The organism is Halomonas sp. 25-S5 (assembly GCF_029889845.1).
Lineage (GTDB): Bacteria > Pseudomonadota > Gammaproteobacteria > Pseudomonadales > Halomonadaceae > Halomonas.
Genome location: NZ_JARANV010000004.1, coordinates 43,819 through 57,614 on the forward strand (window position 1 = coordinate 43,819; position 13,796 = coordinate 57,614).

Genomic DNA, 13,796 nt, shown 5'->3' on the forward strand with positions numbered 1-13,796 from the left:
GCCCATGCACTCGCTAGTCAGTTTGCTGGATCTTTTTTATCACTCGCTGTCGCCGCATGCCAACGCCGGGTATCGCAGCGGGGTCGCGGATAACCGCGATCAGTGCGGGCCCCTGCTCGAGGATGGCGCTGACTGAAACAAGCGCAAAGCTGATAGAGTTCACACAGGCCCCTCTGGAGCGAACACCCATGAATGCGCCTGCAAATCCGCGAACCCTGACCGCCCTGCTGCTGTCGCTGGCCCTGCTCCAGGGCTGCGAGCCGGGCGACCCCCCGGTCACGCTGCTCGACCCGCCCGAGCCGGGCGAGACGCTGAAAGTGGCCACCCGCAACGCCGCCACCACCTACTACCTCGACCGCGACGAGACCCCCGCCGGACCGGAGCATGACTTGGTCCAGCAGTTCGCCGAGGCCCATGACTGGGAGCTCGAGTGGACGCTGCAGGACTCCACCGCCGGGGTATTGCAGGCCCTGGAGACCGGCGAAGTCGACCTGGCTGCCGCCGGGCTGACCCACCTGCCCTCCCGCGACGCGCGCTTCCGCCGCGGCCCCGGCCATACCGACATCGTCGAGCAGCTGGTCTGCCACCGCGACATGCGCCCCCTGCCGCGCCGCGTGGAGGAGCTGGCCGGCGTCGAGATCCGCGTCACGGCGGGCTCCAGCTATGCTGAGAAGCTCGAGAGCCTGGTCAACCGCCACACCGGCATCGCCTTCGAGGAGGACCCGCGCACCACCGAGGTACTGCTGGCCGAGGTGGCCGAGAGGCGCATCGACTGCACCCTGGCCGACTCCAACATCGTGCGGGTGGTGCGCCGCCACTTCCCGCACCTGGAGGTCGCCATGAACCTGACCAGCGGCGACCGGCTGGGCTGGTACCTGCCCGCCGGCCATCAGGCACTCGCCGACATGGCAAAGCAGTGGATGGCGAGCGCCGAGGGTCAACAAAGCGTCGCGGCGATGAAGGACCGCTACTACGCCTACATCGGCGAATTCGACTTCGTCGACCTGCGCGCGCTTAACCGGCGCATCGACGAGCGCCTGCCCTCCTTCCTCGATCTCTTCCTGGCGGCCGAGGAGACCACCGGGATGCCGGCTGACCTGCTCGCGGCCCTGGCCTACCAGGAGTCGCACTGGGACCCCCGGGCCGTCTCGCCCACCGGTGTGCGCGGCATCATGATGCTGACCCGCAACACCGCCGAATCCCTCGGCGTCACCAACCGCCAGGACCCGGCCGCGGCGATCGACGGCGGCGCGCGGTATCTCGCCGACCGCCACCGGCGCCTGCCCGAGACGATTCCCGAGCCGGACCGCACCTACCTGGCCCTGGCGAGCTACAACATCGGCCGTGGCCACCTGCTGGACGCCCGGCAACTGGCGCGCGATCTGGGCAGGGACCCGGACTCCTGGGAGGACATGAAGGAGGTGCTCCCGCTCAAGGCCGACAAGCGCTACTACCCGCAGACCCGCTACGGCTATGCGCGGGGCTACGAGCCGGTGCACTACGTCCAGCGGATCCGCAACTACCAGGACGTGATCGCCGCCGCGGTGGAGCTGGAGCTGTCGCCGTCCGGCGGGGAATAAGCACGGGGAGAGTGAGGGTCTCGCGCGCGGAGCCGGCGTCCTAGGCCTGGCAGAACGAGCGATTGCGACCGGCCCGCTTGGCGGCATAGAGCGCCTCGTCCGCCCGCTGCAGGAGGGCATCCGTGGAGGCATCCCCCGCGCCCAGGGTCGCCACGCCGGCACTGGTGGTGACACTCACCCGCTCGCCGTTCTCCTCGAGGTCGAGGCCCTCGGTTTGGCGGCGCAGGCGCTCGGCCAGTGGCAGGGCCCCCTCCAGGCCGGTGGCCGGCAGCAGCACCACGAATTCCTCGCCGCCGATGCGCCCGAACAGGTCCTCCCGGCGCAGCAGCGAGCGGACCCCGGCGGCAAAGGCCTGCAGCACCCGATCGCCCGTGGCGTGCCCCCAGTGGTCGTTGATCCGCTTGAAGTGGTCGAGGTCGAGCATCACCAGCGAGAGAGCATCGCCATGGCGCCGGGCGCGGGCGAGCTCCTCGGCGGCCCGCTCGAAAAAGTGGCGACGGTTGGCGGCGCCGGTCAACGGGTCATGTTGGGCCAGTTGCTCCAGGGCGTGCTCCACCCGCTTGCGCGCCGTGATGTCGCGGAAGAACCAGACACGGCCGACATAGCACTGGTCCTCCCCCCAGAGGGCCCTGGAGTGGCGCTCCAGAGTGCGGCCATCCCGGCACTCCAGCTCACAGTGGTCCTCGAGCAGGGGGTCGGCGTAGAGCATCATCACCCGCTGCAGGAAGGGCTCCGGCTCGTGGATGAGCGGCAGGACCTGCGTCAGGAGGTTCTGGTCGTCCAATCCCGCCAGGTCACCGTCCTCACCACCCGCGATCGCCCCGGGGGCGATGCCGAACACCTCGAGCAGCCGCTGGTTGTGGCAGAGAATTATCCCCTGATCGTCGACGACGAAAATGCCGTCGGGCGAGGCTTCGAGGATCGCCTCGAGCAGCGAGCGCTCGAACTTGCGCTCCGGGGTGGCGGGGGCTTGGGTCGATGTCATGGCCCCAGTAGAGCCAAACCGTTCGTTGATTGCAAAGCCCTCGGCCGGCGGCCTCTTGCCCCCCGTCAGGTCGCGAGGCCGGCCCCGCCGGCCAGGTTCACGGCGATGGCCGCCATCATCACGCCGATGGTGCCGTCGATCGCCCGCCAGGCCAGGGGCCGGGAGAGCCAGGGCGAGAGCGCCGAGCCGCCCCAGGCCAGCAGGCTGAACCAGAGGATCGAGGCGGTGACGGCGCCCGCCACGAAGGTCGCGGCGCTCTGCTGCTGGGCACCGATGGCCGGGATCAGCAGCAGGGTGTCGAGGTACACCTGAGGGTTGAGCAGCGTGACCGCGAGGGTGGCGAGCAGCACGCCCCGGCGGCCGCGCCCGCCCGAGGCGCCATCGGCCAGCCCCTGCCGGCCAGTGGCGGCACGATGGAAGGCCTGGGCCGCCAGCCAGGCGAGGAACACCACCCCCAGCCAGCGCAGCGCCTGCATGGCGCTCGGCATGCTCAGCAGCACTGCACTGACCCCGAACATCCCGGCGGCCAGCAGCAGCACATCGGTACTCATGCACAGCCCGGCCGACCACCAGTGGTGCTCCCGTCGCACGGCCACTCCCAGCACATAGGCGTTCTGCGCGCCGATGGCGACGATGATCCCGCCGCACACCACCAGCCCGGTGAGATAGCTCTCCAGCATCGCGTTTCCCCTGTCCTGGTACCCGTCGAGAACGGCCAGCATAGCGACGACCCGAGATGCTGAAAAATCATCCTGCTAATATGGCATCAGTTTTGCTTATACTTGAGCGTCCACCAACCCCTCCCGGCAAGGAGAGCCCATGCTGGACTACAAGCTGCTCCAGGCGTTGGCCACGGTGGTCGAGTGCGGCGGCTTCGAGCGCGCCGGCGAACGGCTGGGCCTCTCGCAGTCGGCGGTCTCCCAGCGGATCAAGGCGCTGGAGGTCCGCCTGGGGCAGCCGGTGCTGATCCGCCACCCTCGGCTTGCGCCCACCCCGGCGGGCCAGCGGCTGCTCAACCATGTCCAGCGGGTCCAGCTGCTCGAGCGCGACCTGCGCACGGCCCTGCCCACCCTGGAGGAGGCCTCGCCCCGGCTGCGCATCGCCGTCAATGCCGACAGCCTGGCGACCTGGTGGGCCGCGGCCGTCGGCGACTTCTGCCGGGCGGAGGGCCTGCTGCTGGACATGGTGATCGAGGACCAGGACGTGGGGCTCAAGCGGCTGCGCGACGGCGAGGTAGCGGCCTGCCTGTGCGCCAGCGACCGGCCCATCGCCGGGGCCCGCTGCGTGCCGCTGGGCACCATGGTCTACCACCCCTTCGCCACCCCGGCCTACATCGCACGCCACTTTCCGGACGGGCCGACGCCCGAGGCCTTCCGCCGGGCAGCGGCCATCGTCTACGGCCCCCATGACCAGCTGCAGCACCGCTTCCTCGCCAGCTGCGGCTACCACGGCAGCTTTCCCTACCATCTCTGCCCCTCGTCGGAGGGCTTCGTGCGCCTGACCGGCGCCGGCATGGGCTACGGCATGTTGCCGCGGATGCAGGTGGCGTCGCTGGTGGCCGAGGGCCGGCTGGCCAGCATCGCCCCCGAATGTTCGCTCGCCGTGCCGCTCTATTGGCACTTCTGGCGTCACAGCGGCGAGGTACTGGAGCGGCTGACCGGGGTGCTGGGCGAGGTCCGGCTTAGCTAACCCGCTGATTTTCGGTGGTGGATAGTGACCGAGGAAGGCGCACCCGGGCTGATCACGAAAAACCTTGCTGCACTGCAACAAAAGCGCCTATGGTGGTAGTGCAATCCCCCTGATGAGGGCAATCGCAATGACTACCCCACGAGTGCAAGTCCAACCGTTCGACTCCTACGTGCTGAAGTGCTGGGCACACCAGGCTCAGTTGCAGCGAGCCGCCTTCGAAGCCTTCGCCGCCTACCTGGGCTGAAGAACCTCACTGACGTGCCGGATGCACTGGCCCGATGGTCGAAAGCCTGTATGATGATTGTGCAACATCTTCAGATACGGAGCAGAAGACACGATCGATCATTCTTTCAAGCCAGCACGGGAGGTTCTCATGAAGGTCTACAAACCGGAGTGGCAGTGCACGTTTAGCGTAAACGAAGGCGTGGAAGAATCAGCCAGCTGGAAGGCGCGAATCGCCTGGCGCTTTCGGGAGTTCGCCGACAAGCTGGACGGTGGTGGAAGAACGATCAAGATTGACTGCAACGTCACCCCCGAAGTGAGCCGTGAGGACGTCGACACCTGCCTGGAGAAGGGCTTCGCCCTGAGCCAGAGCCTGCTCACCCAGCTCGCCCATCAGGCCGCCTGCGAAGACGTCATGCGTGATGCCAAGGCAGAGCTGTTCGAGGAAGCGCCTCAGCGTTGAGGCCGTGACCGTACCTGCAAGTGCCGTCACCGCACCCCATTCGGCCCCAGGTCGAATGGGGTGTTTTCGTTCACAGGTTGGTCCGTCCGCCGTCTCTGCATTAGACTGGTCGTCTACTCACCGAAGCGAAGGAGCTGCATGATGCAATCCCGCTACTTCACCATCAACGACATCCCCCTGGGCACACCAGGGCGCGAGCTGTTCGAGCTGCACGAAGCCGAGTTGGCCGAGCTGGCCGAGGGCGAGGTGCGCATCCGCAACACCTGGCTGTCGGTGGACCCCTACATGCGCGGACGGATGAGCGGCGTGAAGACGTACATCGACCCCTTCGTCATCGGCGAGCCGCTGGAAGGCGCCGCGGTGGGCGAGGTGATCGCGTCACGGGATGCGCGCCTGGCCGTGGGCGACAAGGTCCGGCACATGGCCGGCTGGCGAGACATCGCCCAGCTGCCGGGCGATCAGGTGGAGCCGCTGCCGGGCATCGAGGTGCCGGAACAGGCCTACCTCGGCGTACTCGGCATGCCGGGCATGACCGCCTGGACGGGCCTGAACCGGATCGCCGAGATGCGCGACGGCGACAACGTGCTGGTCAGCGCCGCCAGCGGCGCGGTGGGCTCGCTGGCCGTGCAGCTGGCCAAGGCCAAGGGCGGCACCGTGGTCGGCATCGCCGGGGCGCCCGAGAAGCTCGCGTGGCTGGAGTCCCACGGCATCAAGGCGGTGAGCTACCGCGACCGCGACACCCAGCAGCTGACCGAGGCGCTCAAGGCGGCCTGCCCGGAGGGTTTCGACGTCTACTACGAGAACGTCGGCGGCGTCTGCCTGGAGGCGGCCCTCAACACCCTGCGAACCGGCGGTCGCATCGCCGTGTGCGGAATGATCGCCCGTTACAACGCCGAGGGGCCAGCGCCAGGGCCGAGCAACCTGGCCATGGTGCTGATCCAGCGCCTGCGCATGCAGGGCTTCATCATCTTCGACCACTGGGCCGACTATCCGCGCTTCCTGGAAGAAGTCGGCCCGCGGGTGGCCAATGGCGAGATCGACTACGCGGAGACCGTCGAGACGGGCCTCGAGCGCACCCCGGACGCCTTCCTGGCGCTGTTCGAGGGCGCCAACACCGGCAAGATGCTGGTGCGGCTCTGAACGACGCCGGGCATCGGTTGCGGCTGAGCGCTACTCGGCCGGCGCTCGCACCACATCATCGACGAGCACGGTGCGCTCATCGCCCCTCACCCGATAGCGCACCACCGCCTGCGCGTCGACCGTGCCATACGAAACCCCGTTGACGATCAGCCGGCCGTCGTACCGTTCGACCCGGTCGCCATTGACCGCCACCCGTGCGCTGGGCCCCGTCAGCACGGCCTCCACCACTGCACCCTCGCCCGAGGCCGAGCTGACCACGGCCGAGCTGATGCTCGACCCCGCCTGGGCAATGCCGGTCATGGCCAGCAGCGCCAGGCCGAAGACGATATGGCCCAGCAGGGTGGAGAGGGGCGCCACCAGCCCCGCCAGCATTCCACTACTCAAGCGAGCGAACATGGCGCACCTCGCGAGGACGGCTACCGTTAGTCAGAGTATAGGCGAGGCAGTCAGGCCGCGCTGTCGCCCAGTGCCTCATGTGTTGCGCCTGATGCGTTGCGGCATCGGCCCCTCAGACCCGGGCCTGGCGCTTGTCCTGGGTCTTCGTCTGGACGTCGCTGGCGTGGTGTCGCTCGTGAAGCTGCAGCGCCGGGTCACCGAAGGTGCGGTTGACCATGCGCCCGCGCTGCACCGCCGGGCGCGCATCGATCTCCCTGGCCCAGCGCTGCACGTGCGCGTACTCCTGCACCTGCAGGAACTCGCCGGCGTCGTAGAGACGCCCCAGCGCCAGTTGGCCGTACCAGGGCCAGTTGGCGATGTCGGCGATGGTGTAGGTATCACCGGCCAGAAAACGGGTCTCGGCCAGGCGCCGATCGAGCACGTCGAGCTGGCGCTTGGCCTCCATGGCGTAGCGATCGATGGGGTACTCCAGCTTCTCCGGCGCGTAGGCGTAGAAGTGGCCGAAGCCACCGCCCAGGAAGGGCGCGCTGCCCATCTGCCAGAACAGCCAGTTCAGCGTCTCGGTGCGCCCGGCCAGACTGCCCGGCAGGAACTCGCCGAAACGCTCCGCCAGGTAGAGCAGGATCGCGCCCGACTCGAACACCCGGATGGGCGGCGTTGTGCTGTGATCGACCAGTGCCGGGATCTTGGCGTTGGGATTGATCTCGACGAAGCCGCTGCCGAACTGGTCACCCTCGCCGATGCGGATCAGCCAGGCATCGTACTCGGCGTCCTGGTAGCCCAGTGCCAGCAGCTCCTCGAACATCGCCGTGACCTTGACGCCGTTGGGCGTGCCCATCGAGTAGAGCTGGAAGGGGTGCGTGCCGACCGGCAGCGTCTTCTCGTGGGTGGGGCCGGCGACGGGCCGGTTGATGCTGGCGAAGGTGCCGCCGCTCGCCTTCTCCCAGGTCCAGACCCTCGGCGGGACGTACTCGGTTCGTTCGCTCATGTCAGCTCCTTGTCGGACGATGGCTAGCCCACCAAATTACATCAATTACATAGAGATGGACGTGATGTACCCTATCACTTCGACAAACGATAGCCTGTTAAGGTTTCTTCCGCGATCGACGTCACCCCCGACAGAACGGCCAGACCTGGTAGAAGCGCCGGCAACGAAACTCGGCTTCGCAGGCGGCCAGCTGTGACTGGTAGCGACTCGCCAGGGCGCCGACCTGGCGGGCGGCCTGCCTCACCCGGGGCTTGTTGCGGTAGCTGCCGCGCCGATACCCCCCGGCCCCCTCGTGGTAGGCCAGATAGAGGTGCTCAGGGTTGTGCAGCGAGATGCCCAGCTGCCGATGGGTGCGCGCGTTGTACCAGCCGATGAAGTCGGTGGCGTCCTGCATATGGGTGCGGCGCGCGAAGAGGCTCCCGGCATCGTCCTGGTACTCACCCCAGACCGGGTCCTGCGCCTGCGCATAGCCCCGTGCCGAGGAGGAGCGTGGGCCGGGGAAGATCCCCAGGATACGCTTGCGGGGCGGGCGCACATGGCTGCGGAACGAGGATTCCCGCTGGACGAAGGCCATCTGCGTGGCGATCGGTGTGCCCCACTGCTCCTGGGCGTCGCGGGCATAGTCATACCACTCGGGTTGTTCGCGGAAGATCTCGCAGATGTTGCTCTGATCCTGCGGCGGCGACGGCGCCAGCATGGCACAGCCGCTGGCAAGCAGCCCGAGTCCCACGATCAGCAACCATCGCACGGCCCGCGCCACCACGCCGGGTGCCCTTCCCTGTCGATCCATCGATGATCCCACCTGGCCTCCTGATATGTCGCGACGGATGTTTCGCCCCGCATGATAGCGCTCCGACAGGATGGCGTCTCACACGGCCCGGTGGGCACAGGAGCCATTCGAGGCTTTCCCTCGGCGTCTCGCCGATGTATCGCGCCGCTAGCGGTGCTCCCACGACATCACCGAAAGTGCCTCGTGACCTGGCGACCTGGCTTGACAGTGAGGGCGTGGCGCGAGCTGGCTGTCCCCTGAAAGGGCAGCCCCAGACGTTGACGACGGGTTGGCCGCCGAGCGCTACAGTGAATGGCATGAACCCCGACACCTCCTGGCGACGCTACCAGCAAGCGTTCGCGAGCCTCTCCGGCGATATTTCCGGTGCCTTCGGCGACCTCGGCACCCTCCTCCCGTTCGTGATCTCGGCCATTTCGCTGGGCGTGCTCGCGCCGACGCCGGTGTTTTTCGGCTTCGCCGCCGGCTACCTGCTGGTGGCCGTGGTCTACCGGCTGCCGATCGCCGTGCAGCCCATGAAAGCGCTAGGCGCGATCATCCTGACGGGCGGCCTGACCAGCCTAGAAACCGCCTGGGCAGGCACCATCATCGGCGCGGTGCTGCTCACCATGTCCTTCACGCCGCACCTGGTCCGACTCGCCCGCGCACTGCCGCAATCAGTGGTCACGGGGCTGCAGGCGGGTTTGGGTTTGATGCTTGGCGTTCTGGCAGTGGACATGATGGGCGCGGGCTGGCTTATCGCCCTGCCGGCGCTGGCGCTGCTCGCCCTCTCGTGGATCTGGCCGCGCGGCCCCTGGGCGCTACTGGTCGTCGGCGGCGCTCTGCTGAGCGACTCGACCGCCACTCTCCCCCTGGCCGCGGGCTCGTCCCCGGAAAGCCTCGAGCTGTCGATGCCCGCCGTGGCCGAGGGGTTAATGGCGCAGTTGCCGTTGACCCTGCTCAACGCCGTGGTCGTGGCGACGGCGGTCGCGCATTCGCTCTTTCCCGATTCGGCCCGACGGGTCAGCGAACGTCGCCTGGCCGCCACCAGCGGGCTGCTCAATCTGGCGCTGGTACCCTTCGGCGCCATGCCCATGTGCCATGGTGCCGGCGGCATTGCCGCCCACTACCGCTTCGGCGCACGCAGCCTCATCGCCCCGCTGACTGTGGCTGCCGCCTGCGTCCTGGCCGCCCTCCAGGGCCCCACGGTGATCGCATGGCTGGCCGCGATTCCAACACCGGTGATCGGCGCCCTGCTCGCCAATGCCGCGATCGAGCTGATGCTCGGCAAACGACTGTTCGACGCTCGCCCCGACTGTCGCCCGGTAATCGCCGCCACGGCCCTGGGCACACTCTTTGGGGGAGCCCTTGTCGGCCTGGCGATGGGGCTTGTCTCCGACCGCTTGCGCCTGCATGTTAAGCACAGGCGCGCCGCAAGGGCGCCACAGGATGGGGGCGATAGCTGATAGCTGATAGCTGGAAGCAAGGCCCGCGACACGCAATCCATCAATACGGCGAAAGGAGAGACACGCATGAAGATCAGCGCACGCAATGTGATCAAGGGCACCGTGCTCGAGGTGAAGGAAGGCCCGGTGAACAGCCAGGTACGCGTCGACATCGGCGGCGGCAACACCATCAAGTCGATGATCACCAGTGACGCCATCGAGGACCTCGGCATTGCCGTGGGCAGCGAGGTTCAGGTCGTCATCAAGGCCTCGGACGTGATGCTCGGCATCGACTGACCGCTCGCGCCAGTGGCGACGCAGGGCGACCGACAGAGGCTGCGTCGGGCGCCGGCCCCTTGACCAGAGCAGCGCGAGGATGGGGCGACGGGAGCAACTCGCCAAGCCCCCTCTTCCCGCGGTATCAGCCGTGGCCCTTCTCACCCGCCACCATGTCCTCGGCGGTGGAATGAGGGTCTGTCCCCGATTTTCCCCCTTGGCCGCCCCTTCCGGGGCTAGACCACGCCTTCCGCCCAGCCGTAGACGGCCCCGATCACCGCGCCGAAGATGAGATGGGCGATCAGCATGGACAGCGGTGCCACCAGCCCGAAGCCCAGGCCGAACAGGCCGGAGCCCGCCAGGGGAAAGACCGTGACCATCACCACCAGCCAGCTGCCCACGCCGAACTCCAGGCCCCGCCGGGTGGGGGTGCGGCCCGGGAGATAGGGGACCAGCAGCGCGAACAGCAGCCCCCAGATCAGCGTGCCCACGGCGAAATGGATGCCCCAGGCCAGCATGTGGCTGTCCGGCGCGCCGAGCAGGTCCTGAGCGGCCAGGTTCATGACCTCGATGGGGTCGTACCAGGGGATGATGCCCGCCGCCAGGCGCAGCACCAGCATCAACGAGATGACCAGGGTAGCCGCGAACCCGGCCATCAACCCTCGTAACAGGCGAGTGCTCATGACGTCCTCCCTGCGGTGGCTGTACCTTTCAGTGTAGCCACTCCATCGGAGACGATGCACAGGGCCAGGCGCCCGGCAAGCCACGCCCCTGCGGTCACACCGGGAGGCCTCGATCAGCCAAGCCGGGTATTGCCCTGGGCATCGATGGGGAACCCCGGGTTGTGGGCCACCTCCCAGAGATGGCTATCGGGATCGGCGAAATAGCCGGAGTAACCGCCCCACTCCGCCCGGCTGGCCGGTTTCACGACACGACCGCCGGCGCGCTCGGCCTCGCTCAGCACCGCGTCGACCTCGGCCTCCGAGCGCACGTTGTGGGCCAGGGTGATGCCGGCGAACCAGCCGCCTGCATCCACCACCCCGGCATCACGGGCCAGGGCGGCGCGAGGGTAGAGCGACAGGATCAGCCCGTTGAGCTGGAAGAACACCACCTCGTCGTCCACCGCCATGCCCACCTGCCAGCCCAGCGCCTCATAGAAGCGCCGCGCTCGCGCCAGGTCGCTGACGCCCAGGGTGATCAGACTCACGCGCTGTTCCATCGCAACTTCTCCCGCAGGTGGGCGCTAAAAACTGTTACTCTTCGACAAAGTAGTCCGTGTCCAAGCGCTTGATCACATAACGTTCGACCGGCGACACACCCACGTCGTGATCGATCATCAGTCGGGCCAGACGATACCCATCGATCAACACGATACGGTTATCGATCATCGACGCATACTCGCGGGCCTCCCGGGTGAAGCTCGAGGTGGTAATGAAGACACCCTTCTTGGCACGCCGCCCCTGAAGCGCGCCGGCAAACTTCTGGATCTCGGGGCGCCCTACCACGCCTTCCCAGCGCTTGGCTTGCAGATAGATCACGTCCAGGCCGAGCGGATCCTCGTCGATGATGCCATCGATGCCGCCATCCCCGCTCTGCCCGACCGCACGCGCCGCACCGAGTCGCTCGCCGCCGTAACCCATGGAGACCAGCACATCCACCACCAGCTGTTCGAAGAACGCGGGCGAGACTTGCTTAATCTGGTCCACCACTTCGGATTCCAGGTTCTCCTGGATCTCTTTCCATGCTTTGGCAAGTGCTTCTTCTGGCGTCTGGCCCTCATCTTCAAGATCGGGAGTGGGCTGCTCTACTGTCTCAGCAGTGGCATTCGATCTTTCGTTGTCACTGCGCTGGCTTCGGAACTCCCGAAAGGCCTCGAACTGCATCAGATAATTCAGTGTTATGCGCTCTGGTGCATCGACCAGGACCTTTTTCCCCTGCGAAGTGATGGCATAGACACCTCGACGTCGAGGCTCCAGAAGTCCAGCTTTTTTCAGATGGGTGACAGCCCACGCGACACGATTGCGGAACAGACGAACTCGACCACTGGGCAATAGCTGCTCTCTTTCTTCCTCCGAGAGCTGAAACTGGTCAGCCAATACGGGGTGAGTTTCCTTCATTGAGCGCTCTTCAGCACCCGCCGCAAACTCAAGCACCGGACGCATAAGCGTCTGAAAATCCGGTATTGCCATGTCGCCACCTCCCTGTGCGTTACACGAAGGGCCCACCAATGGTGGGCCCTTCAAAGCCTACATGATCGACGGAGCTATCACTCCCACTCAATCGTCGCGGGCGGCTTGCTGCTCACGTCGTAGGTCACGCGGGAGACGCCGCCGATCTCGTTGATGATGCGGTTGGAGACGGTCTCCAGCAGCTCATAGGGCAGGTGCGCCCAGCGGGCGGTCATGAAGTCGATGGTCTCCACGGCGCGCAGGGCGATCACCCACTCGTAGCGGCGGGCGTCACCGACCACGCCGACCGAGCGCACCGGCAGGAAGACGGCGAAGGCCTGGCTGGTCTTGTGGTACCAGTCCGCCTTGTGCAGCTCCTCGATGAAGATGGCGTCGGCCTCGCGCAGAATGTCGGCGTACTCCTTCTTCACCTCGCCGAGGATGCGCACGCCCAGGCCCGGCCCCGGGAAGGGGTGGCGGTAGACCATGTCGTAGGGCAGGCCGAGCTCGACGCCGAGCTTGCGCACCTCGTCCTTGAACAGCTCGCGCAGCGGCTCGACGAGCGTGAGCTTCATGGTCTCGGGCAGGCCGCCCACGTTGTGGTGCGACTTGATCACATGCGCCTTGCCGGTCTTGGCGGCGGCGGACTCGATGACGTCCGGGTAGATGGTGCCCTGGGCCAGGAAGTCGACACCTTCAATCTTGCTTGCTTCATCATCGAAGACGTCGATGAAGGTGTTGCCGATGATCTTGCGCTTGGCCTCGGGGTCGGCCTCGCCCTTCAGCTTGTCGAGGAACAGCTCCTCGGCGTCCACGCGGATCACCTTCACGCCCATGTGGCGGCCGAAGGTCTCCATCACCTGGTCGCCCTCTGCCTTGCGCAGCAGGCCGTTGTCGACGAACACGCAGGTCAGCTGGTCGCCGATGGCCTTGTGCAGCAGCGCCGCCACCACCGAGGAGTCCACGCCGCCGGAGAGGCCGAGCAGCACGTGACTCTCGCCCACCTGCTCGCGTACCCGCACAATCTGGTCCTCGATGATCTGCGCCGGGGTCCAGTTGCGCTCGCTGCCGCAGATCTCCAGCACGAAGTGCTCGAGGATGCGCTGGCCCTGCAGGGTGTGGGTCACCTCGGGGTGGAACTGCACGCCAAAGAAGCGCTTCTCCTCCCAGGCCATGGCGGCGATGGGGCAGCTGGGGGTGGAGGCGGTGACGGTGAAGGCGTCGGGCACCCGGGAGACCTTGTCGCCATGGCTCATCCAGACGTCGAGCAGGTTCTTGCCGGTCTCGTGGTCGATATGGTCCGAGATGTCGCGGAACAGCGCCGTCTCGGCGTCGAGGCGGATCTGGGCGTAGCCGAACTCGTGGACGTGAGAGCCCTCCACGGCGCCGCCGAGCTGCTCGGCCATGGTCTGCATGCCGTAGCAGATGCCCAGCACCGGCAGGTCCATCTCGAACACGCACTGGGGGGCGCGGGGCGAGTCCAGCTCGGTGACCGATTCCGGCCCGCCGGCGAGGATGATGCCGTTCGGGGCGTACTCGCGGATCTCGGCCTCGGTGATGTCGAAGGCGCGAACCTCGGAGTAGACGCCGAGCTCGCGCACCCGGCGGGCGATCAGCTGGGTGTACTGGGAGCCGAAGTCGAGGATCAGGATCTTGTGGGCGTGAATGTCGGTCATCT

The 13,796-nt window shown here is 67.0% G+C and carries 15 protein-coding genes; 6 read left to right on the forward strand and 9 right to left on the reverse strand.

Annotated features, from left to right (window positions below; genetic code table 11):
• Window positions 1-188: 188 nt before the first annotated feature.
• Window positions 189-1,580 carry a membrane-bound lytic murein transglycosylase MltF gene (gene mltF, locus OP498_RS04575; protein ID WP_280552776.1) on the forward strand — a complete coding sequence of 464 codons (1,392 nt, stop codon included), beginning with the start codon at window positions 189-191 and terminating at the stop codon, window positions 1,578-1,580.
• A 40-nt stretch (window positions 1,581-1,620) separates the two neighbouring features.
• Here the strand turns inward: mltF and OP498_RS04580 are convergent, their stop codons facing one another.
• Both OP498_RS04580 and OP498_RS04585 read right to left on the reverse strand, forming a co-directional pair.
• Complete coding sequence (locus tag OP498_RS04580; protein WP_280552778.1) at window positions 1,621-2,565, reverse strand: sensor domain-containing diguanylate cyclase; 945 nt, start codon at window positions 2,563-2,565, stop codon at window positions 1,621-1,623.
• A 65-nt stretch (window positions 2,566-2,630) separates the two neighbouring features.
• Window positions 2,631-3,245 (reverse strand): LysE family transporter, encoded by a 615-nt coding sequence (locus OP498_RS04585; protein ID WP_280552779.1) that lies wholly within the window; start codon window positions 3,243-3,245, stop codon window positions 2,631-2,633.
• A gap of 139 nt (window positions 3,246-3,384) precedes the next feature.
• Between OP498_RS04585 and OP498_RS04590 the strand changes: the two genes are divergently transcribed.
• The 3 genes from OP498_RS04590 (at window position 3,385) to OP498_RS04600 (ending at window position 6,079) form a co-directional block, all read left to right on the forward strand.
• A complete protein-coding gene (locus tag OP498_RS04590; protein ID WP_280552780.1) occupies window positions 3,385-4,254 on the forward strand; it encodes a LysR family transcriptional regulator ArgP in 870 nt (289 codons plus the stop codon).
• A 373-nt stretch (window positions 4,255-4,627) separates the two neighbouring features.
• A complete protein-coding gene (locus tag OP498_RS04595; protein WP_280546215.1) occupies window positions 4,628-4,939 on the forward strand; it encodes a hypothetical protein in 312 nt (103 codons plus the stop codon).
• Window positions 4,940-5,080: 141 nt separating this feature from the next.
• A complete protein-coding gene (locus OP498_RS04600; RefSeq protein WP_280552848.1) occupies window positions 5,081-6,079 on the forward strand; it encodes an NADP-dependent oxidoreductase in 999 nt (332 codons plus the stop codon).
• A 30-nt stretch (window positions 6,080-6,109) separates the two neighbouring features.
• Here the strand turns inward: OP498_RS04600 and OP498_RS04605 are convergent, their stop codons facing one another.
• The 3 genes from OP498_RS04605 to OP498_RS04615 form a co-directional block, all read right to left on the reverse strand.
• Complete coding sequence (locus OP498_RS04605) at window positions 6,110-6,475, reverse strand: hypothetical protein (protein ID WP_280552781.1); 366 nt, start codon at window positions 6,473-6,475, stop codon at window positions 6,110-6,112.
• A 112-nt stretch (window positions 6,476-6,587) separates the two neighbouring features.
• Entirely contained in the window at window positions 6,588-7,463 is an 876-nt protein-coding gene (gene yghU, locus OP498_RS04610) for a glutathione-dependent disulfide-bond oxidoreductase (protein ID WP_280552782.1), read from the reverse strand.
• A 121-nt stretch (window positions 7,464-7,584) separates the two neighbouring features.
• Window positions 7,585-8,253, reverse strand: a complete 669-nt coding sequence (locus tag OP498_RS04615) for a lysozyme-like domain containing protein (protein ID WP_280552783.1) — start codon at window positions 8,251-8,253, stop codon at window positions 7,585-7,587.
• 296 nt (window positions 8,254-8,549) lie between these two features.
• On the opposite strand from OP498_RS04615, the gene OP498_RS04620 reads away from it, so the two are divergent.
• Window positions 8,550-9,695, forward strand: coding sequence for a putative sulfate/molybdate transporter (locus OP498_RS04620; RefSeq protein ID WP_280552784.1), 1,146 nt, complete (start codon window positions 8,550-8,552; stop codon window positions 9,693-9,695).
• Between the two features lie 66 nt (window positions 9,696-9,761).
• Entirely contained in the window at window positions 9,762-9,971 is a 210-nt protein-coding gene (locus OP498_RS04625) for a TOBE domain-containing protein (RefSeq protein ID WP_280546221.1), read from the forward strand.
• A gap of 215 nt (window positions 9,972-10,186) precedes the next feature.
• Here the strand turns inward: OP498_RS04625 and OP498_RS04630 are convergent, their stop codons facing one another.
• From OP498_RS04630 to guaA, 4 genes are all read right to left on the reverse strand, one after another.
• Complete coding sequence (locus OP498_RS04630) at window positions 10,187-10,633, reverse strand: DUF6789 family protein (RefSeq protein ID WP_280546222.1); 447 nt, start codon at window positions 10,631-10,633, stop codon at window positions 10,187-10,189.
• 113 nt (window positions 10,634-10,746) lie between these two features.
• Window positions 10,747-11,169, reverse strand: a complete 423-nt coding sequence (locus OP498_RS04635; protein ID WP_280552785.1) for a VOC family protein — start codon at window positions 11,167-11,169, stop codon at window positions 10,747-10,749.
• A 34-nt stretch (window positions 11,170-11,203) separates the two neighbouring features.
• Window positions 11,204-12,139: a restriction endonuclease gene (locus tag OP498_RS04640; RefSeq protein WP_280552786.1), complete on the reverse strand. Its 936-nt coding sequence runs from the start codon at window positions 12,137-12,139 to the stop codon at window positions 11,204-11,206.
• Between the two features lie 77 nt (window positions 12,140-12,216).
• Entirely contained in the window at window positions 12,217-13,794 is a 1,578-nt protein-coding gene (gene guaA / locus OP498_RS04645) for a glutamine-hydrolyzing GMP synthase (RefSeq protein ID WP_280552787.1), read from the reverse strand.
• Between the last annotated feature and the right edge of the window lie 2 nt (window positions 13,795-13,796).